General features: G+C 42.1%; 15 protein-coding genes. 12 read left to right on the top strand and 3 right to left on the bottom strand.

Annotated features, from left to right (window positions below; all coding sequences use genetic code 11):
• The first annotated feature begins 62 nt into the window (after positions 1 to 62).
• From LI162_RS01435 to LI162_RS01425, 3 genes are all read left to right on the top strand, one after another.
• The gene (locus LI162_RS01435) at positions 63 to 4,169 is read left to right on the top strand and encodes a phosphatidylinositol-specific phospholipase C domain-containing protein (protein ID WP_227155558.1); all 4,107 of its coding nucleotides are present in this window, start codon (positions 63 to 65) and stop codon (positions 4,167 to 4,169) included.
• A 197-nt stretch (positions 4,170 to 4,366) separates the two neighbouring features.
• Positions 4,367 to 5,146: a hypothetical protein gene (locus LI162_RS01430; protein WP_055160865.1), complete on the top strand. Its 780-nt coding sequence runs from the start codon at positions 4,367 to 4,369 to the stop codon at positions 5,144 to 5,146.
• 20 nt (positions 5,147 to 5,166) lie between these two features.
• Positions 5,167 to 6,459: a chloride channel protein gene (locus tag LI162_RS01425; protein ID WP_227155556.1), complete on the top strand. Its 1,293-nt coding sequence runs from the start codon at positions 5,167 to 5,169 to the stop codon at positions 6,457 to 6,459.
• A gap of 4 nt (positions 6,460 to 6,463) precedes the next feature.
• On the opposite strand, the gene LI162_RS01420 is transcribed toward LI162_RS01425, so the two are convergent.
• The 3 genes from LI162_RS01420 to LI162_RS01410 form a co-directional block, all read right to left on the bottom strand.
• Positions 6,464 to 6,877, bottom strand: coding sequence for a potassium channel family protein (locus LI162_RS01420; RefSeq protein WP_055160872.1), 414 nt, complete (start codon positions 6,875 to 6,877; stop codon positions 6,464 to 6,466).
• Positions 6,878 to 6,957: 80 nt separating this feature from the next.
• Positions 6,958 to 8,340 carry an MATE family efflux transporter gene (locus tag LI162_RS01415; protein WP_227155554.1) on the bottom strand — a complete coding sequence of 461 codons (1,383 nt, stop codon included), beginning with the start codon at positions 8,338 to 8,340 and terminating at the stop codon, positions 6,958 to 6,960.
• A gap of 131 nt (positions 8,341 to 8,471) precedes the next feature.
• Positions 8,472 to 9,509 carry a YeiH family protein gene (locus LI162_RS01410; RefSeq protein WP_196020087.1) on the bottom strand — a complete coding sequence of 346 codons (1,038 nt, stop codon included), beginning with the start codon at positions 9,507 to 9,509 and terminating at the stop codon, positions 8,472 to 8,474.
• A 229-nt stretch (positions 9,510 to 9,738) separates the two neighbouring features.
• Between LI162_RS01410 and clpB the strand changes: the two genes are divergently transcribed.
• The 9 genes from clpB (at position 9,739) to rsmB (ending at position 22,510) form a co-directional block, all read left to right on the top strand.
• Positions 9,739 to 12,324 (top strand): ATP-dependent chaperone ClpB, encoded by a 2,586-nt coding sequence (gene clpB, locus LI162_RS01405; RefSeq protein ID WP_020436372.1) that lies wholly within the window; start codon positions 9,739 to 9,741, stop codon positions 12,322 to 12,324.
• Between the two features lie 424 nt (positions 12,325 to 12,748).
• Positions 12,749 to 13,984, top strand: a complete 1,236-nt coding sequence (locus tag LI162_RS01395) for a Y-family DNA polymerase (RefSeq protein WP_227155552.1) — start codon at positions 12,749 to 12,751, stop codon at positions 13,982 to 13,984.
• 15 nt (positions 13,985 to 13,999) lie between these two features.
• Positions 14,000 to 15,013: an acyltransferase gene (locus LI162_RS01390; RefSeq protein ID WP_227155550.1), complete on the top strand. Its 1,014-nt coding sequence runs from the start codon at positions 14,000 to 14,002 to the stop codon at positions 15,011 to 15,013.
• 111 nt (positions 15,014 to 15,124) lie between these two features.
• Entirely contained in the window at positions 15,125 to 16,591 is a 1,467-nt protein-coding gene (locus tag LI162_RS01385; RefSeq protein WP_227155548.1) for a UDP-N-acetylmuramoyl-L-alanyl-D-glutamate--2,6-diaminopimelate ligase, read from the top strand.
• A gap of 4 nt (positions 16,592 to 16,595) precedes the next feature.
• Entirely contained in the window at positions 16,596 to 18,821 is a 2,226-nt protein-coding gene (gene priA / locus LI162_RS01380; RefSeq protein ID WP_227155546.1) for a replication restart helicase PriA, read from the top strand.
• 18 nt (positions 18,822 to 18,839) lie between these two features.
• On the top strand, positions 18,840 to 19,337 hold the full coding sequence (gene def, locus LI162_RS01375) for a peptide deformylase (RefSeq protein WP_015528377.1): 498 nt from the start codon (positions 18,840 to 18,842) through the stop codon (positions 19,335 to 19,337).
• Positions 19,338 to 19,340: 3 nt separating this feature from the next.
• Entirely contained in the window at positions 19,341 to 20,279 is a 939-nt protein-coding gene (fmt, locus tag LI162_RS01370) for a methionyl-tRNA formyltransferase (protein WP_227155539.1), read from the top strand.
• A 50-nt stretch (positions 20,280 to 20,329) separates the two neighbouring features.
• A complete protein-coding gene (locus LI162_RS01365) occupies positions 20,330 to 21,037 on the top strand; it encodes a zinc metallopeptidase (protein ID WP_015528375.1) in 708 nt (235 codons plus the stop codon).
• Between the two features lie 66 nt (positions 21,038 to 21,103).
• Positions 21,104 to 22,510, top strand: coding sequence for a 16S rRNA (cytosine(967)-C(5))-methyltransferase RsmB (gene rsmB, locus LI162_RS01360; protein WP_227155537.1), 1,407 nt, complete (start codon positions 21,104 to 21,106; stop codon positions 22,508 to 22,510).
• Positions 22,511 to 22,547 lie beyond the last annotated feature (37 nt).

Below are 22,547 nucleotides of genomic sequence, written 5' to 3'. Positions count from 1 at the left end.
TAATAATAAGAAATATGATTGCCGATAATATAGCAAAATACAAATGAGGAGGAAAAACGGATATGAAAACAATAAAAAGGATAATGGCAGCGCTCATATGTATGACGATAGCACTTACGGGGATTCCAATCAGTGTAAAAGCGGCAGATTCCAGTGGAACGCTGGACACAAATATGGAGACGAACAGCGAATTATTTATTACATTGGAAGAAAATACAGATTATCGTTGGAATGTAAATGACAGTGGCGAGAAAGGAAGCGATGTACATTTGGATACCGGAGAAGGCGGTAATTGCCGTTTTCGTCTGGATAAAATAGAAAACGGATGGTATGGAATTAAACACATTAAGGTGAATGGAACAGATCGTTTCGCAGATGTAGAAGATGAAAGTAAAGATAGCGGTGCAAAGATACATGTATGGGAAAGTAATGATGAGAAAGTCAAAGGAAAAGAGCATCGTCAATTTGCATTTTATTATCTTGGAAATGATGCAAACGGAAATAAAAGATATTATATAAAGAATAGAAAAAGTGGAAGATGGCTTGGATACTCAGGAAATTTGAATAATAATAATCCCAATATTATTCAGACAGAAGAAAAAGATAGAAAAGTCTGGCTGGTTACAAAATCGGTGGTTCCGCTCACAGGAAAGGAAACTCAGATTTTAAAAGATGGAGATAAAAGTGTAGTTTCTGAAATCTATAAAGCAGAAACACATGAAGCAATAAACAGGCCTTCAAATGAGTCACTCCCAGGAACACAGTTACTTTTTCTAGAACAGGGGATCGCCAGTAAATGGAAACTGGTTTGGTATCCAGACTATCAGGCATATAGAATTGAAGCTATATCGGATGGAGAGAAAGATACCAATTATGCGATAGATGTTCTGGGAGAATCAGGTTGTGCAAATACAATAGTACATATCTGGAATAAGGAAAGTTTTGACAGAAATCAAAATACCAGCCAACTGTGGCGCTTCTTTAGACAGGATGATGGAACATATAAAATCATGAATGCCAGAAGCGGTATATATCTAAAAGAGGGGATTGGCGAGACATGGATTGGTCATACAGCGACGGCTATGAATGTGTCAATTTTGGCAGGAAGTACAAATGATACGGCTTACGGTTACGCAGATGAATGGATGGCAGATATTCCAGATGATGCACTATTATCTTCTGTAAATATTCCGGCAACACATGATACAGGAACAGCAGGGGTTGTACAAGACCTTGTTGCAAGTTTATCACTCACATCTTGTCAGAATCTTTATTATGATGAGCAGTTGAATGTGGGAGCACGTAGTTTTGATATTCGTGGAAATGCAACAAAAGACGATGCTTTTGCGGCAGACGTGAAGATTATACATGGAGGCGATACATGGCAGTGTCAGGAAAAAGACGGAAGTGATCTTACATTACAGTCAATCTTTAATACATCACTTGCTTTTTTGAAAAAACATCCTTCAGAAACAATTATTCTTACGATAAAACCGGATGATGGTTCTACAGTAGGAATGGAGCATGCAGTTGCAGAATTTGTGAAAAATCATCAGGATAAAGTGTACACTGAGGGAGACATTCCATCAATGAAGGAAGCTCGTGGAAAAATTGTACTTATCCGAAGATTTAAATTAACTCAAAATTATGAAGCCTGGCAGACGCGTGCAATGGGACTTGATCTTACCAATTGGGATGATGTGAGTTATAGAGATTATAAGTATGCATATAAAACATATGATGATGGAAAAAATCGAGTGTATATCCAGGATGCATATAATACATATGACTGTGATATTTATTCAAAGAAGTGGGAATATATAGCAGGAACAATGAAACAGACAACAGGAATAGATACAAGTCATCCAATTGATTCTAATTCATGGGTATTTAATTATACTTCCTGTGCAAATGGAATTCCGTTGAATATGACAAGAGATATCAATTCGGATTTATATAAAGATAAGGAGAATTGTATCGATAACCGATTCCTTGGAACAGTAATGCTTAACTTTATTGATGAACCAATGTCACGGTTGATCTATGAGACAAACAGCAACATGATATTTGAACCAAAACTTCCTACACCGGAAGTAGAGGTTGAATATGGTCAGACACTGGCAGAAGCTACATTGAAGGGGATTGAAAATGCACCGGCGGGAACATGGAAGTTTGAAGATGCTACCCATGTTGTAACAGATCAGGAAGTAACAGATCAGACAAAATTTGAATTGACCTTCCTGCCGGCAGATAATAAAAAATACAAAAATGTTACTATGTGGGTTCCGGTAAAAACAGTGAATAAGTCAGAAGTTATCACAGCGTATCTTGGATATGAAGAAATTTCCTATGGTGAAACTCCGAAGATGTCATACGTTGTTGCACCAACGGAAACACTGAGCGTAGATGAAGTGGAAGAACTTTTTGCAAATGTTACGGATGAAATGAGAATCCAGGAGACAGGACAGTCATTAAATGAGATAATTGATGCAGGAAGCTATAAGATTGATTGTCCGGAAACAGTAGGCGGATTCAAGGTAAACTGGATTCATTTGAAAGAATACGATCTTGATATCAATCCAGTGAACACAATGGAAACAACAGGTTCCAAAAGCAGCACAGTAGAAAATACTACATTCGAAAATGGAGCTGTCAGTAGTGCACAGAGAATCATTGTCCGTGCAGAAAAGAAAACAAAGACATATGGAGATGAGTTGACCAGCGCAGATCTTACATTTACGATCAGTGATTCAGAAAGGGCGAAACTTCTTCCAGGAGATACTGTTGAAAGTCTCGGACTGACATTGAAAGCAACAACCATCGAACCGGAAGATATTCTGACAGGAAGCACAACAGATGCAGATGGAGATGACATTCTTGGCGCATATGGAAATGCAGGAAGATATGTTATCCTGAAAGATAATGCGACAAATACGAATTATGATGTTGTAGTTCTTCCGGCATTCCTTAATGTATCACCAAAGGAAGCAGAGATAGAATGGAATGCGGCAGCACAGTATACATATACAGGAAATGCATGTGGAATAGAGGCAAACGTGAAAGCAGACAGCCTTTTAGAAAAGGATAGTTGTGCGATTAAAAAACTGCTCAATGCAGATCATACAGAAGTTGGAAATTACAAGGCGCTTGCAATAGGTCTGACCAATGAAAACTATATCTTTTCCGGTACAAACCGCGTATATATATGGGAATATGAGATTTTGCAGGCAGATCCGGAAGTGACTTTCCCGGCAGCAGAAGTGATTTATGGAGACAGCTTAAAGAAAGCAACACTTTCCGGTCAGTCGGGAGAAGGTGTATTCCGTTTTGCAGACGATACGACAATGCTTACAGTAGCAGAGGATCAAAGCGAACAGGAGATGATCTTCGCACCGGCTAATCCGAACTACAAGACAGTTACATCAAATATTTCTGTAACAGTAAAACCGAGAAGCATTACGATCAGACCGGACCGTACGGAGAAAGAATATGGACAGACGATCACAGAGTATACCTGGTCAATCAGTGATGGAAGTCTGGCAGGGGATGATCAGTTAGAGGATCTGAAAATAAATGTCACATTGACAGCAGGAAATGCAGAGAAAGAAACCTGTGAAGTTGGTACTTATGAAATAACAGAAAAGGCTCCAACAACAGTAGAAAATCAAAACTATGCGGTTATATTTGAACCTGGAATATTGATCGTACAGCCAAAACCGGTAGATGTTGTATGGAATACAGACGGAACTATCATCTATACAGGAAAAGAAGCGAATGTCACAGCAGAATTATCAGGAGTACTGTTTAAAGATGAATGTAAGGCAGTAGTAGAAGACGGAAACGCTGTGGAACTTGGAAAATATACAGCAAGTATTGTCGGATTGACAGGCGAGCAATGTTATAATTATGTGCTTCACGGAGAGGATACAGACTATCAGATAGAGTATCAGATTGTGAAGAAAGAAGAAACAAAGAATCCAACCGATTCAAAGGAAACACCGACAGGTACTGCAGGAAAGAAACCAACAGGAACTTCAGTGTCAGGAAAACAGGTGAAAACAGCAAAGACAGGAGACAGCATCAGTTACATCTGGATTCTGATGATTGCAGGATCAATTGCAGTGATCGGTGGAATGATTTATGTTATTAGAAGAAGAAAACAGAAGTAAAATTAAAGTGAATCTATAAACGATAGATAGAAAGGTGTTAGGCATATGTGGAAGCTGTTATTTTAAACTTCGGCCTGACACCTTTTGTTGAAAAAAAGATAAAATTAGTATATTATGAAAACAGATGCGGTATATCTTAAACATGTAATAAAAAGTGTTTCTGACCGCAATGTGTTGAGAGAAAAGGAGGGTAAGAAATGAGTGAATTAAGCAAAAAAGCAAGAAATAGAACAAGAGTCCAGATGGTACTGACAATGTTGGTTATCGTTTCTATTATCAGACAGTTTTTTCTAGGAAACTATCACAATATGTTTCTTGGCATTCTAACATTGATTTTGTTTATGGTGCCACAGTTTATCGACAAGAAACTTGGAGTGACAATTCCGGTTGGTCTGGAAACGGTTATTCTGATTTTTATCTTTTCAGCAGAGATACTTGGAGAGATCAATGCATTTTATGTAAAGATTCCGGTATGGGATACTATTTTGCATACAACGAATGGATTCCTGATGGCGGCAATCGGGTTTGCGCTGATTGATTTATTCAACAGAAGTGATCGATTTTCAATTAAGATGTCCCCATACTTTGTGGCATTTTTTGCATTTTGTTTTTCAATGACAGTTGGTGTTTTGTGGGAGTTCTTTGAATTCAGTATGGATTGGTTTTTCGGATTGGATATGCAGAAAGACTGGATCGTTCCGGCAATCAATTCAGTGAAGCTGAATCCGACAGGAGCAAATATCCCAATCCATGTAGATGTTCAGTCTGTTGTGATCAACGGTGAGACGTGGAATCTGGGCGGATATTTAGACATTGGAATCGTAGATACAATGAAAGATCTTATGGTGAATTTTGTCGGAGCCGTTGTATTTTCTGCAATTGGAATTTTATATTTGAAACATCGTGGAAAAGGAAAACTGGCAGCTTCCTTAATTCCGCAGGTAAGAGATACGGATGCAGAAACATCTGAAAAGTAGAAAACGTAAAGGACAGATTGATGAACAGTCAAAAAGAAATTAGAAATATAAAGATAAAAAACCAGTTAGAGCTCTGGCTGTTCTGTGCAATTATCGGTGCAGTTGCCGGCGGATTGGTCTGGGCACTTTTAAAGATCATGTCAGTCGGGATGAATCTTATCTGGGAATGGATTCCAGAACATTTTTTATTACCATACTATACGATAGTGGTCTGTGTGATCGGTGCATTTCTTATCGGTATCTTCCGGAAGGTGTACGGAGATTATCCGGAAGAAATGGAAACTGTTATGGCAAAAGTGAAAACGGAGAAGCATTATGATTATAAAAATATGCTTGTCATGATGATCGCAGCAGTGCTGCCGCTTTTGATCGGAAGCAGTGTAGGTCCGGAAGCCGGGCTTACCGGAATTATCGTCGGAATGTGTTACTGGGCAGGAGATAATCTGAAGTTTGCCAGACAGCATGCGAAGGAATACTCCCAGATCGGGGTAGCAGCATCCTTAAGTGTTTTATTCCATGCTCCGCTATTTGGATTGTTTGAAGTGGAAGAGAACACTTTAGAAGAGAATAAGTCAGAACAAACTGTTGTTCCGGCAGGAATTTCATCAAAGATATTTATTTATGGAATCGCAATTGCTGCTGCAACAGGTATTTATGCAGGACTTTCCGCAGTATTCGGTTCAGGACTTTCCGGTTTTCCAAGCTTTGAGGCAGTTGAGATCGGAAAGATGGACTATGCATTAATACTTCTCTATATTATTGCAGGATGCGTGTTAGCTGTTTTTTATGAAAAGACACATCAGATAACGAAGAAAACTGCGAAAAAGGTACCGGCAGTTCTTCGAGAAGTTCTCGCAGGAATTTGTCTTGGAATCTGTGGAATGTTAATCCCGGCAGTTATGTTTTCGGGAGAAGAACAGATGGGAGTGTTGATGAAAGAGTATAGTCAATACCTTCCGTTAGCACTGATCGGAGTTGCATTTTTGAAAGTGCTTCTCACAAATATTTGTATACAGTTCGGTTTGAAGGGAGGACATTTCTTCCCGGTTATCTTCGCAGGTGTATGCATGGGATATGGCGTGGGAATGCTGATCTGCGGAAATGCAGAGAGTCATCTAGTTTTCGCATCTGCAATTGTTACAGCGGCGCTTCTAGGTGGAACGATGAAAAAGCCGTTAGCCGTTACAATGCTTCTGTTTCTATGCTATCCAGTGAAATTGTTCGTATGGATTTTTGTGGCTGCGGCAGCAGGCAGCAAATGCCTATCCTTATTTGATAAGAGAAAAGTGGGAAACAAAAATTCCGTTGAGTGAAAACTCAGCGGAATTTTTTTACCCTTTTTGAGATGTCTTCCAGTTCTTCTTTGGAAAGTTCCGGGAGACGTTCTAATTTATCCAGGAACATCACTGCCGTTTCACGACGCTGCATCTCTACAATCTGTCCGTAATAATTGACAACAACACCGGTAACGATTGCAACAACGAAGATCGTGTAGATTGTGACAAGTACCGAAACCAGTTTGCCAATGAAAGTTATGGCAACAATATCGCCGAACCCGGCGGTAGAAAGTATCGCATAGCAATACCAGAGGGCATCTCCATAGTGGTTGATGTCAGGCTCTACCAGTTGAATGATGGCTGCGGATACAAAGAGAAATACGATATAACCGGAAAGAATCTGGGTTGCTTTCGTGCGTTTTAGGATCATCCATAAAAGTTTTAGCTTTTTCATATATTAACGGCTCCGTTTCATAAATTTCAGATAAATTAATTATATCATGAAATGGAGTCAAAAGAATAGTTAGATAAAATTTATTCTACGGTTTTCATTTTACTGCCTTTATTCAGAATTCCATTAAAGCGGCTCATGAATGTGATTGTTGTGATTGTGGCTGCAACAATATCACTGATCGGTTCTGCAAGAAAGACTGCAAAAACCTTATCCTGAATAAAGACTGGCAGGATAAAGATCAGCGGAATCAGCAAGATCAGTTTTCTTAAGCAGGCGAGCAGCAGACTGACCTTTGCCTGTCCCAATGCCATGAAACTTTGCTGACATGCAACCTGGAATCCGAGGGAGAAAATACCTGCCATATAGATTCTCAGCGCCCATGCGGTATAAGTGATCAGATCCGTATTGTTGGAAAAGATTCCTGCAAACAGCTTAGGAAACAGCAGCATGATCAGCCAGAAACAGCTGGTGAAAATCGTACAAACCTTAAATTGTGTAAAGAAGGCTTTTTTTACTCGCTCTTTATTGCCGGCACCGAAGTTATAACTCATGATCGGCTGACCGCCCTGGCAGATTCCCTGCAGTGGCAGCGTGGCAAGCTGGCTGACACTTGTAATGATCGTCATGGCTCCGACAGCAAGGTCTCCACCATATCTTGACAGACTGGAAGTAAAGCTGATGGAGAGAATACTTTCTGTAGAAAGCATGACAAAAGTGGAAATACCAAGTGCAAGGCATGGTAAGATAACATCCTTTTGTAATCTGAAATTTTCTTTTCTAAGATGAAGGATCGTCTTCTTCCCGGATAAGAAACGAAGAATCCAAATTGCACCGACAGCCTGACTTAAAACAGTGGCAAGTGCGGCACCTCTTACACCAAGATTGAATACGAAGATAAAAATCGGATCAAGAATGATATTGATCACAGCTCCGATCACAGTAGTCATCATACTGATCTTGGCAAATCCCTGTGTTGTAATAAATGGATTCATTCCCATCACGATTAAGACAAAGACACTTCCAAGGATATAGATTCTTGCGTATGCTACTCCGTACGGCAGTGTCTTCTCGCTGGCTCCAAAAAGTGTCAACAGCTGTGGTGCAAATGTAAAGAAAACTACAGTAAGTATGACAGCCATAAGGATGAGAAGTGCAAAACAGTTTCCAAGGATTTTTTCAGCTGTTTTATTATCTTTCTTTCCCATAGATATCGCAGCACGCGGAGCACCACCGGAACCTGCAAGCATAGCAAAAGCGTTGATCAGCATAAGGATCGGTGTAAATAATCCAACGCCGGTTAATGCCGCGGCTCCAACACCGGAAATGTGTCCGATATAGATTCGGTCTACAATGTTATATAGAAGATTGATGATCTGGGCGACAACCGCAGGAATTGCAAGCTGTGCCAGAAGGCGCGGAATCTTTTCAGTTTCCATCGCCTGAGAATTTGATTTGCTATTCATATCTGTTTTCTCCTAAATAGATTTAATGTCAAAGAAGATTATACATCTCATGTAAAGGAAAAAGCAATAAGAAATCCAAAGTCACTATTGTATCAGGAATAGAAACTTTGGAGTTCAATATTGTCAATATTTTACCATATATGCATGATGTGTTGCATTGCAAGGCTGACTACTGTAATACCAACCCAGCAGGAAGCACCGAGAAGGATTGGCTTTCCACCAGATTTGACAAGCTTCACAACATTGCTGTTCAGACCGATCGCAGCCATAGCCATGATAATGAAGAACTTAGACAGTTCTTTCAGCGGAGCAAATACATCCGCATTTACCCCAAGGCTCATGCATACAGTTGTAATGACAGCCGCAATGATAAAGTACAGGATGAACATTGGAAAAGCTCTTTTTAAGCTGAACTTACCGGATGATTTTCCGTCTTTTGCGGCTGATTTCGCACGAATCAGTGAGAGCACAAGTGTGATCGGAATGATTGCAAGCGTACGTGTCAGTTTAACTGTGACAGCAGTATTAAGTGTCTCACTTCCAAGATTCCACATGCTGTCCCAGGTAGAGGCGGCAGCAGTTACGGATGAAGTATCATTGATCGCAGTTCCGGCAAAGACACCGAAAGCATTTCCGCTTGTTGTGTCGAAGCCGAGTGCATTTCCAAGCACCGGGAAAAGTACAGCAGCGATAACATTGAAGAAAAAGATAACAGAAATCGCCTGTGCGACTTCTGTGTCATCGGCGTCAATGACAGGCGCTGTAGCAGCTATCGCAGAACCACCGCAGATGGAAGAACCGACACCAACAAGGATAGATGTGTTGGAAGGAACATTCAGTACCTTGCGGAGCAGCCATGCAATGATCAAAGAGGTAGAAATTGTACTGATGATAATAGGAAGAGACTGCTTTCCTGTCTGTAAGATAACTCCGAGATTCATGCCGAATCCAAGCAGAACAACAGCAGTCTGTAAAATAATTTTAGATGTCCATTTAATTCCTGATTCGGCTGTTCCTTTTTCAGTCCAAAAGCAGGTGATCACCATTCCGGCGAGAATCGCAATGACAGGTCCGCCGATTACCGGGAATGCTTTTCCAATCAGCCAGGATGGAATCGCAATCAGAAAGCAGACCAGAATTCCTTTGAAATTTTTCTGAATAAAATTCATGATAGTTTCCTCTCTTAAGTCTTTTGTTACTGTCGGCACTATGGGCGTCAGCAACCGTATTTTTATGAAACAATTATAGATTATAACACTGGCAAACAGAAAAAATAAGGACTTCACAAAATTTTTAGAAAAGAATTAGCACTCAACCCTTTACAGTGCTAACAATACGTGCTATATTCCTAATAGAACACAGGAAAAGCAAATTTGTGGTTCAAAGGAGGGAAAGACCATGAATATCAATAAATTTACACAGAATTCATTACAGGCAGTTCAGAACTGTGAGAAGATTGCTGCGGATAACGGGAATCAGGAACTGGCGCAGGAGCATTTGCTGTATGCGCTGCTGACACAGGATGACAGTCTGATTTTAAAATTATTTGAGAAGATGAACATTCAGGGCCAGCTCTTTATTAACAGTATCGAGCAGGCAATCGGCAAGAGACCGAAGGTACAGGGAGGCCAGGCTTATGTCGGTCAGGACTTGAATAATGTGCTGATCCATGCAGAGGATGAAGCAAAGCAGATGGGAGATGAGTATGTCTCTGTTGAGCATCTGTTTCTTGCAATGCTGAAGTATGCAAGCCGTGAGTTGAAGCAGATTTTCCGTGAATATGGCATTAGCAGAGAGGGGTTCCTCCATGCGCTGTCAACAGTAAGAGGAAATCAGAGAGTTACTTCTGACAATCCGGAAGCAACTTATGATACATTGAATAAATACGGTCAGGATCTTGTTGAGAAAGCAAGAGATCAGAAACTGGATCCGGTCATCGGACGTGATGAAGAGATTCGTAATGTGATTCGTATCCTGTCCCGTAAGACAAAGAATAACCCGGTGCTGATCGGTGAACCTGGTGTAGGTAAAACTGCGGTTGTAGAAGGACTTGCACAGCGAATCGTCAGCGGAGATGTACCGGAAGGACTGAAAGATAAGACAATCTTTTCGCTGGATATGGGAGCACTGGTAGCAGGAGCGAAGTATCGTGGTGAATTCGAGGAACGTCTGAAAGCAGTTCTTGAAGAAGTGAAAAACAGTGACGGAAAGATCATTCTTTTCATTGATGAACTTCATACGATTGTAGGAGCAGGTAAAACAGACGGTGCGATGGATGCAGGAAATATGCTTAAGCCTATGCTTGCCAGAGGTGAACTGCACTGTATCGGTGCAACAACACTGGATGAGTATCGTCAGTATATTGAGAAGGATGCTGCATTGGAGCGTCGTTTCCAGCCGGTCTTGGTAGATGAGCCAACCGTTGAGGATGCAATCTCTATCCTTAGAGGACTGAAAGAGAGATACGAAGTCTTCCATGGAGTTAAGATCACAGATAGTGCGCTTGTTGCGGCAGTTACACTTTCGAACAGATATATTTCTGACCGTTTCCTGCCGGATAAAGCAATCGACCTTGTTGACGAGGCGTGTGCATTGATCAAGACAGAACTTGATTCTATGCCGACAGAGCTTGATGAGCTTCGCCGTCGTGTGATGCAGATGGAGATTGAAGAGTCTGCACTTAAGAAAGAGGAAGATCGCTTAAGTAAAGAGCGTCTGGAACATTTGCAGGAAGAACTGGCAGAACTGAAAGCGCAGTATGCAAGTAAGAAAGTACAGTGGGAGAATGAGAAGAATTCCGTAGAGCATGTGCAGAAGATCCGTGAGCAGATCGAGCAGGTGAACAAGGAGATTCAGAAAGCTCAGAGAGAGTACGATCTGAATAAGGCAGCAGAGCTCCAGTATGGACGTCTTCCACAGCTGCAGAAACAGCTGGAAGAGGAAGAGGCAAAGGTAAAGGCAAAAGATCTTTCTCTTGTGCATGAATCCGTTACAGATGATGAGATTGCAAAAATCGTTTCCAGATGGACAGGTATCCCGGTTGCAAAACTGAACGAGAGCGAGAGAAACAAAACTCTTCACCTTGCAGATGAACTGCATAAGCGTGTCATCGGTCAGGATGAAGGTGTAGAGCTTGTAACTGAAGCAATCATCCGTTCCAAAGCAGGTATCAAAGATCCGACAAAACCGATCGGTTCCTTCCTGTTCCTTGGACCTACAGGTGTAGGTAAGACAGAGCTTGCAAAGGCACTTGCCCAGAGCCTGTTTGATGATGAGAACAACATGGTTCGTATCGATATGAGTGAGTACATGGAGAAATATTCCGTGTCCAGACTGATCGGAGCTCCTCCGGGATATGTCGGATACGATGAAGGCGGACAGCTGACAGAAGCAGTCAGAAGAAAACCATATTCTGTTGTGCTTTTCGATGAGATCGAGAAAGCACATCCGGATGTCTTCAACGTATTGCTGCAGGTACTGGATGATGGACGAATCACAGATTCCCAAGGACGTACAGTTGACTTCAAGAATACAATCTTGATCATGACTTCCAACATTGGTGCAAATTATCTGCTGGAAGGCATTAAAGAAGATGGTTCGATCGATGAACAGAGTCAGGAGATGGTAATGGATGATCTGAAAGCACATTTCAGACCGGAATTTCTGAACCGTCTGGATGAGATTATCATGTTCAAACCATTGACAAAGACAAATGTACGTTCCATCATTGACCTTCTGGTTGCTGATGTGAACCGCCGTCTGGAAGAACGTGAACTGAGTGTCGAGCTGACAGATGCAGCGAAAGACTTTGTTGTGGAAGGTGGATATGAGCCGATGTACGGTGCAAGACCACTGAAACGTTACTTGCAGAAGAATGTAGAGACATTAGCTGCAAAACTGATCCTTGCAGGAGATGTGGGACGTGGAGACACGATCTTGATCGATGTGAAGGACGGTAAACTGACAGCAGGTGTGAAGAAATAAAATATGATACCAGGGTCAAAAGGTCTGAAACCACCGGTGCTTGCACAAAGGTGGTGTAATGGCCTTGGGACCCGCCCCAATATGAGCATAAAAGTGGAGCGTAAGCTTCACGATATGCGAATAGTGGGTAGGATTGTGGGAGTGCATTGCACGAAACAATCCGTAGGTATCCTAGTTGGGGGCTTTTGCCCCCAACATCAAAATATCAGTATAGTTACGATATAATATACAGGGCTGTGAAAAATGAAAATTTTCTGGAGATTTTTGGAAAATTGAGTTTTTCACAGCTTTTTTTTCGTTCACCGAAGTAATTGATACAAGAGCAGACTCTATGTTAAAATAAGAAACTGACAGAATGCATATGCATACAACAAGAATTAATACTAAGAAAGAACTCAGGCAGAATTCCAGAAAGGAGGCTACCATGGCGCGCATTATTTTCCACATCGACGTCAATTCAGCATTTTTAAGCTGGACGGCGGTTGAACAATTGAAAAATGGATCAAAAGTGGATCTGCGGGAGATTCCGGCGATTATTGGCGGAGATCAGAGCTCGCGTCATGGAATCGTCCTTGCAAAATCATCACTTGCCAAATCCTATGGGATTCAGACGGGTGAACCTGTAGTAAATGCATTTCGAAAATGTCCGAATCTTGTGACAGCACCGCCGAATCATAAGATGTATCGAGAAAAGAGCCGGATGCTGATGGATTTCCTGCGGACATATACAAAGAAGATCGAGCAGGTCAGTGTCGATGAATGTTATATGGATTTTACAGAGCTTGTCGGGCGATATCCAACACCGGTGGACGGTGCAATGGAGATCAAAGAAGAAGTGAAGAAGCGTTTTGGATTCACGGTGAATATTGGAATCTCCAGTAATAAGTTACTAGCGAAGATGGCTTCGGATTTTCAGAAACCGGATCGGATCCATACGTTATTTCCAGAAGAGGTTCCGCAGAAAATGTGGCCACTTCCGATCGGAGAACTCTTTATGGCAGGGCGTTCAAGTGTGGAAGTCTTTAAGAAACTTGAAATTAATACAATTGGAGATCTTGCTCATGCGGATGTAAATGTAATTACGCTGCATTTAAAAAGTCATGGCCGGATGCTCTGGAATTTCGCAAATGGAATCGGGGACGATAAGGTACAGTATGAACCGGAAGAGGCAAAGGGAGTAGGAAATTCAACGACTCTGTCAGAGGATGCAACGACTTATGAAGAGGCGATAGATGTATTTCGTGAGCTTGCGCAGAGCGTGGGAAACAGGCTGAAGAAGGCAGGAAAGAAAGCCGGGATGGTGAGCATGGAGGTTCGCTATTATGATTTCAGAAATATGTCGCATCAGGTGCAGCTTCAAAAGCCGACGAATGATCCGGTTATCTTATGTGAGACAGCCTGTAATTTGTTCCGTGAAAGCTGGAGTGGAGAACCTGTCCGTCTGCTCGGAATCCGAACGTCAAAGTTAGTAGAAGAGAATGCACCGGAGCAGCTGACAATTTTTGATATTGAGTTTCCGAAAGAGCCGGATGAAAAGCATAAGAAATTAAATGCTGCATTGGAACAGCTGAGCAATCGTTATGGAAAGGGTGCGGTTGTGAAAGGCACATTTTATAAACCGGACGGAAACAAGAAAAAAGATGAAAATCAGAAGAGATAGAGAGAAGAAAACACATTGAAAGAAAGAAATTATAATTTGGAATTGATTCGAATGATTTCCTTTATATTTGTTATTGTGATTCATGTATCGAATTATTATTGCAGAGCTTACGGGGATATTACGATTGGGGAGTACAGTTTTTCACTGCTATTAAATCTGCTGGCAAGGGTAAGTGTACCGTGTTTTTTCATGATCACAGGAGCACTTCTGCTTGGAAGAGAGGAATCATTACACAAACATGCGAAGCGAGTTTTACGTTTTCTGATTGTCCTGCTTGTGTGGAGCGTAATATACATGATCTGGAATGCAGTTTATATGAAAGATCCTTATCAAATCAAAGACTTATTATATAAGCCAGTAGAACAGCATCTGTGGTATCTGTATGCGATGATTCCGATTTATCTGGTACTTCCTTTTTTCCAGGTTATGTGTAAAGGGATGAACCTTCGGATGGAACGCGCATTTCTTGCAGTGATTACGGCGGCTGTTTTGTTCAATTATATTTCCACATTTTTTGATGAAAAGATGTATTATTCCGTCCCGCTGGTGGGGGACAGAATCTATTCTTATTATGTATTTATCGGATATTATATATATAAATATCGTAAGCATGTGATGAAGGGGAAAATGATTCCGGCAGGTATTTTTGTAGTATGCATGGCATTAAATTATGGGCTGACTTATGCGGCAACCTTGCAGGATGGAGAACATTATGAACGTCTGCTGGAATATGGTAATCCACTGCTTGCACTGGCAGCAGCGATGGCATTTCTTATGTTAGTACGATTGAAAAAGAGCGAATTCAATCCGTCCGAACAGGCAAAGAAGTGGATTGACAGATTTTGTGGATGTTCCTTTGGGATTTATTTGATCCATATCATGTTTCTTGATGTTTATAAGAGAAATATTAAGCCAGAGACATTTTCAGCCTGGATCATGATTCCGGTAGTGAGTGTGGGACTTGTGTTATTGTCATTTGGATGTGTCTGGCTGATTCGAAAGACGAAAACAGGACGAAAGATTATGTAGGTTTTTTTGCATATGCGGTGAGATTATGTTATTCTATAAAGGTTAAGACAATCGTTATTTGCCTGAAAGTCAATGATGCAATACACCAGTTCAGAACAGGAGGGTTAGATCATGAAATTAGATAAATTATTAGAACGCCTGGACTACACAGTAGTACAGGGAAGTGATTCTACGGAAGTAACAACACTGATCAATGATTCAAGAAAAGTGGAAGAAGGATCTGTTTTCGTATGTATCAGCGGAGCAGTATCTGATGGACATAAATATGCAGCGGATGTTGCGGCGAAAGGCGCGGCAGCTGTTGTTGTAGAGAAAGATGTCGAAGTGCCGGAAAATGTGACTGTAATTAAGGTAGAGGATACTCGTTATGCACTGGCTCTGATGTCAGCAGCTTACTTTGGATATCCGGCAGATAAGATGAAAGTCATCGGTATTACAGGAACAAAGGGAAAGACAACAACAACTTACATGATCAAGTCTATTCTTGAAGAGACAGGACATAAGGTTGGATTGATCGGAACAATCGAGGCAATTATCGGAGACAAGAAGATCCCGTCATGCAATACAACTCCGGAGTCTTACACGATCCATAAATATTTTGCAGAGATGGTAGAAGCAGGTTGTGACTGTGTTGTTATGGAAGTTTCTTCTCAGGGACTGATGCTTCACAGAACATCAGGAATCCCATTTGAGATCGGCATTTTCACAAATCTTGGAAGAGACCATATCGGACCGAATGAGCATAAGGATTTTGATGATTACAAGAGATGCAAAGGGCTTCTGTTCAAGCAGTGTAAGCTCGGAATCGCCAATGTGGATGACAAGTATTTTAAAGATGTATTTGAAGAATCTACATGTAAGATCGAGACATTCGGATTTTCACCGGAGGCGGATCTTCATGCAGAGAATGTAGAACTTGTATCAAGACCGGGATATCTTGGTGTGGCATATCATGTTGCAGGCGTGATGGATTTTGATGTAGAGATTGATGTTCCAGGTAAATTCAGTGTTTACAATTCACTGACTGCTATTTCTGTCTGCCGTCATTTCCAGGTGCCGGTTGAGATGATCAAGGATGCACTCAAGAAGGCCAAGGTAAAAGGACGTATTGAGATGATCAAAGTGTCTGATGAATTCACATTGATGATCGATTATGCACATAATGCGATGAGCCTTGAGAGTCTTCTGACTACATTAAAGGAATATAACCCGAAACGTCTGGTATGTCTGTTCGGATGTGGCGGAAACCGTTCCAAAGACAGAAGATTCGAGATGGGTGAAGTATCCGGAAGACTGGCAGACTTGACGATCATTACATCAGATAATCCGAGATTTGAAGAACCACAGGATATTATTAATGACATCAAGACTGGAATTGCGAAGACAGATGGAAAATATGTGGAGATCTGTGATCGTAAAGAGGCAATCAAATATGCGATCGAACACGGCGAACCGGGTGATGTTATTGTACTGGCAGGAAAAGGACATGAGGACTATCAGGAAATCTGCGGTGTGAAGCATCCGATGGATGAGCGCGTGCTGATCAAAGAAGTTCTGGAAGAATTAAAAGAGAAATAAGATTGTGTTTGCAGATGTTATTGTAGATATACAACATGAAAAACTGGATAAGATCTTTCAGTACCGAATACCGGAACGACTGAAAGACGAGCTGCATCCGGGGCTGGAAGTAATTATCCCTTTTGGAAAAGGAAACCGACAGATCAAAGGTTATGTGACTTCATTATCAGAGACTTGCAATTATGATCTGTCAAAGGTGAAGGAGATTACAGACATTTCCAGAAACAGTGTGGCAATCGAAGCGAGACTGATCGCGCTGGCGGCATGGATGAAAGAGCAGTATGGCGGAACGATGATCCAGGCGCTTAAGACAGTGCTGCCAATCAAGCAGAAGGAGAATGCGAAGGTAAAGAAACATCTCCGTTTGCTGCTTACTGAGGAAGAGAGTCAGGAGAAGCTGGCTTTTTATCAGAAGAAGAATCAGAAAGCAAGAGCAAGGCTTTTGGAAGCTTTGAAGGAAGCCCCAATTCTGGATTATGAGCTGGTGACGAAAAAATTAAATGTGACACTGCCTGTGATCCGGGCATTGGAAGAGCAGGGCGTGTTGAAGATAGAGTCAGAGCAGGTATACCGTAATCCGGTGAAACAGGCAAAGAAATCACAACAGGAGATCATCTATACGGAAGAACAGCAGCATGTGATCCAGGGGTTCCGGCAAGACTATCTGTGTGGAACAAGGAGAACTTATCTGCTTCACGGAGTGACCGGAAGTGGAAAGACAGAAGTCTATATGGAGATGATCCGCACGGTTGTTGACCAGGGAAAACAGGCAATCGTTCTGATTCCGGAGATCGCACTGACATATCAGACAGTGATGCGGTTTTACCGCTGTTTCGGCGACAGAGTTTCTATCATGAACTCAAGACTGTCTGCCGGAGAACGTTACGATCAGATGATGCGTGCGAAGAAGGGCGAGGTCGATGTGATGATCGGACCACGTTCTGCACTTTTTACTCCATTTCCGGATTTGGGTCTGATCGTTATTGACGAAGAGCATGAACCAACCTACAAGAGTGAGCAGGTGCCACGTTATCATGCAAGAGAAGTAGCAGTCCACAGGGCAGAAGTAGAAGATGCAAGCGTTGTGCTCGGAAGTGCAACTCCGTCAATGGAGGCAATGTATCGGGCAAGGCTTGGTGAGTATCAGCTTTACGAGATGAAGAATCGTTCTCATATGCAGCAGATGGCGACTGTGCATACAGTTGATATGCGAAAGGAACTGAAGAATGGAAACCGTTCCATCTTGAGTGAGAAGTTGCAGGAACTGATTGAAGACAGACTGAATGCAAAAGAGCAGATCATGCTGTTTTTGAATCGCAGAGGATATTCAGGTTTTATTTCCTGCAGAGAATGTGGCCATGTAGTGAAATGCCCGCACTGTAATGTATCCTTGTCGGTACACAAAGGCGGGAAAATGGTCTGTCATTACTGTGGTTATGAACAGCCGAAGGTGACGGAGTGTCCAGAATGCGGTTCCCGTTATATCGGAGAATTCCGCGCAGGAACCCAGCAGATCGAGGACATGGTGAAGGCAAGATTCCCACAGGCAAGAGTACTCCGCATGGATATGGATACGACGAAGAAAAAGGATTCCCATGAGCAGATTTTATCTGCCTTTGCGAATGAAGAGGCGGATATTCTTGTGGGAACACAGATGATCGTAAAGGGACATGATTTTCCAAAGGTCACATTAGTCGGTGCATTGGCAGCAGATATGTCTCTTTATACAGATGATTATCGTTCCGGTGAGCGAACATTTCAGCTTTTGACACAGGCAGCAGGCCGTGCCGGAAGAGGTGACAGACCGGGTGAGGTCGTGATTCAGACTTACGATCCGGAGCATTATGCAATCGAGGCTTCAGCAGCGCAGGATTATGAAGCATTCTATGAGAAAGAAATCCGTTACCGCAGTCTGATGGGATATCCACCGGTGGAGAACCTGATGGCAGTACTTGCAGCATGTGAAGATGAGGTACTTTTAGAGAAAGCGTGCAAGTATCTGAAGGAATACATTTTGAGGATCAAAGGTCAGGCACAGCTCGACGTGATCGGCCCGGCAAGTCCGGGAGTGGATAAGATCAAAGATATTTACCGGAGAGTGATTTACGTAAAAGCGCCGGAATACCGAACCTTAGTTGTATTAAAAGACAGGATGGAACAATATATAGAAATTAACTCAGGGTTTCAGAAAATGAGAATCCAATTCGATTTTAACCCGATGAATTTATAGAAAAGAGAGGAAAGAATAATGGCAATTAGAGAAGTAAGAGAGATGGGCGATGATGTTCTTGAAAAACAGTGTAAACCAGTGACGAAGATGACACTTCGTACAAAGATTTTAATTGAAGATATGCTTGATACGATGTATGAGAAGATGGGGGTGGGTCTTGCAGCACCGCAGGTTGGTATTCTCAAACAGATTGTAGTGATTGATGTCGGAGAAGGTCCGATCGTTTTGATCAATCCTGAGATTGTTGAGACATCCGGTGAGCAGACAGGCGAAGAAGGTTGCTTAAGTGTGCCGGGAAAATGGGGAATCGTAACTCGTCCGAATTATGTAAAAGTACGTGCACTTAATGAAAATATGGAGGAGTTTGAGATAGAAGGAGAAGAACTTCTTGCAAGAGCGTTCTGTCATGAGATCGATCACCTGGGAGGACACCTTTATGTAGAGAAAGTAGAAGGAGAACTGCATGATTCACCGGCCTACAACGAGGAAGATATGGAATACGAAGTGGAGGAATAATTGATGAGAATAATTTTCATAGGAACACCGGACTTCTCCGTGGGAACACTGGAGGCACTGGTGGAAGCAGGGCATGAGGTATGTCTCGTAGTGAGCCAGCCAGATAAACCAAAGGGACGCGGTAAAGAGATGCAGCCAACTCCGGTGAAAGAAGCTGCGCTGAAACATGGGATTCCGGTTTATCAGCCAAAGAAGATCCGTGATCCGGAATGTGTAGAAGAACTGAGAAAATACAATGCAGATGTGATGGTTGTCATTGCATTTGGTCAGATCATTCCGAAAGAAATTCTGGAGATGACACCATACGGATGTATTAATGTACACGCATCTCTACTTCCGAAATACCGTGGTGCCGCGCCAATCCAGTGGTCTATCATCAATGGCGAGGAAGTGACAGGTGTTACAACAATGCAGATGAACGAAGGACTGGATACAGGCGACATGATCCAGAAGGTTGAAGTGCCGATCACAGAAGATGAGACAGGAGAAAGCCTTCATGATAAGCTTGCAGAGGCAGGAGCAAAGCTTTGTGTAGAGACTCTGAAAGCTATTGAAGATCATACGGCAACTTTCGAGAAGCAGGGAGAAAGCCCGACAGAATATGCCAGAATGCTCGATAAGAAGCTTGGAAATATTGACTGGAATACATCCGCAGTACAGATCGAACGTCTGGTGCGTGGCCTGAATTCCTGGCCAAGTGCTTACACACATTGGGACAAAAAGGTAGTGAAGATCTGGAGAGCAAAAGCAGAGGCTGATGGCACGGTAAAAGCAGAGCCTGGAACAGTGTTGAGTGTAGAGAAAGATTCCTTTACTGTTCAGACAGGGGATGGCGTCTTACGAGTTCTGGAACTTCAGATTCCGGGGAAAAAGAGAATGGATACAGGAGCTTTCTTAAGGGGATACACAATTGAAAGCGGAGTTAAATTTACACAGGAATAAGAGGACTTCTAGAGGGGGACTGCAGATAGATAACAGGAGGTAGTTTTAGTATGTATTATGGATTTTATTATGACTGGACTTATATACTGGTACTGATCGGTGTGGTTCTCAGCCTGCTCGCATCGTCCCAGGTGAAAGGAACATTTGCAAAATATTCGAAGATCCGCAGTTATTCAGGGATGACAGGACGAGAAGCGGCAGAACAGATCCTCAGAAGAAATGGAATCTATGATGTGCAGGTGACTCATATTGCGGGAAATCTGACCGATCATTATGATCCGAGAAACAAGACACTGGCACTTTCTGATCCGGTTTATAATTCAACTTCTGTAGCAGCAATCGGAGTTGCGGCACATGAGTGTGGTCATGCAGTACAGCATTTTGAAGGGTATGCACCTTTATCAATCCGTGGGGCACTTGTGCCGGTCGTAAATTTCGGTTCCATGATTTCCTGGCCGTTGATCATTATCGGCCTGTTTATGAATGGCCAGATGTCCAGCTTCCTTATTGATATCGGAATTCTGCTCTTTATGGTAGCTGTGGCATTTCATCTTATAACACTTCCGGTGGAAATCAATGCTTCCAGAAGAGCGGTGAAGGTACTTGGAAATTCAGGAATGCTCCGTGAAGACGAAGTTGGTGGAGTGAAGAAGGTACTTCGGGCAGCAGCAATGACATATGTGGCAAGTGCGGCCGCAATGATTTTACAGCTTTTACGTTTGTTGATCCTGACAAATGGACGAAGAAGGAATGACTGATAAAAAGAAAAAATGCTGTAACTGTTCAGAGCCAACCTCCAAAATGCGGAGAATAGGAGATTATTTATGGGAAAGCAGATCAATGAACGAGAGATCGTTCTAGAGATTTTGATGGAAATAACAGAGAATGGAGCATATAGTCATAAGATTCTTGGAGATGTTCTGTCAAAATATCAATATCTTGAGAAACGTGAGCGTGCATTTATCACCAGAGTTGTGGAAGGTACTCTGGAACATATGATAGAAATTGATTATATTTTGAATCAGATTTCTAAGACAAAGGTTAAGAAAATGAAACCGGTCATCCGTAATCTTCTTCGTAGCAGTGTCTATCAGCTGAAATATATGGATAGCGTACCGGATCATGCGGTGTGCAGTGAGGCAGTAAAGCTTGCGGTTCGAAAAGGATTTTCAGGTCTGCGGGGATATGTGAATGGAGTTCTGAGAAATGTTGTCCGCAAGATGGATGAGATCGAGTATCCAAAAGAAGATGTACAGAGATTGTCTGTGAAATATTCTGTCCCGGAATGGATTCTTTCTTTATGGAAGAAAGAATATGGGGAAGAGATTACAGAGAAGATGGCAGCAGATTTTCAGAAAGAGAAGCCGATTACGATCCGATGTTGTATGAACCGGGTTACACCGGAAGTATTGAAAGAAAAACTGGAAGCAGAAGGAGCGAAAGTAGAAGCACATCCGTATCTTCCTTATGCGTTTTATCTTTCAGATTATGATTATCTGGAAGGTCTGGAAAGTTTTCAGGAAGGACTCTTTGCAGTACAGGATATCAGTTCTATGTTTGTCGGAGAACTGGCAGATCCAAAAGCCGGCGATCATGTAATTGATGTCTGTGCAGCACCGGGAGGAAAATCACTTCATGTGGCAGAGAAGCTTCAGCTGGCAGATGAAGTGGCGGCGAGAGAGAATGGAACAGAAGAAAAGACAGGACGGGTTGAAGCAAGAGATCTGACTGAATATAAGACAGATCTGATTTGGCAGAATATCGACCGTTCCGGACTTGGAAATATTTGTGCTGTATGCAAGGACGCTTCTGTATTTGATGAGTATGATAAGGAAACAGCGGATCTTGTGATTGCAGACCTTCCATGTTCAGGTCTTGGCGTTCTTGGCAAAAAACCAGATCTGAAATATCGCGTACAACCGGAAGATCTTGAAGAACTTGCAGATTTGCAGAGAAAGATTCTGACTTGCGCACAGGCAATCGTCAAGGATGGCGGCACATTGCTGTACAGCACATGTACCGTAAATCCGGGAGAAAACATGGACAATGTACACTGGTTCTTGAAAGAATACCCACAATTTGAACTGGATGATATTACAGAAAATCTTTGCAAGGAGTTACGAAGTGATGTGATCGAGAAGGGATGTATCCAATTCTTCCCGGGAGTTCACGATTGTGACGGATTCTTTATTGCAAGATTAAAGAAAAAGCATGATTTTCAGGAAATGTGAAAAAATAGAAAAAGCAAACAAATAATGTGAATAACTC

This window comes from Mediterraneibacter sp. 210702-DFI.3.120 (genome assembly GCF_020561005.1).
GTDB classification, from domain to species: Bacteria; Bacillota; Clostridia; order Lachnospirales; family Lachnospiraceae; genus Mediterraneibacter; species Mediterraneibacter faecis.
Note: the sequence above shows the minus strand (reverse complement) of the source record. Positions and strands in the feature narration are given on the sequence as shown.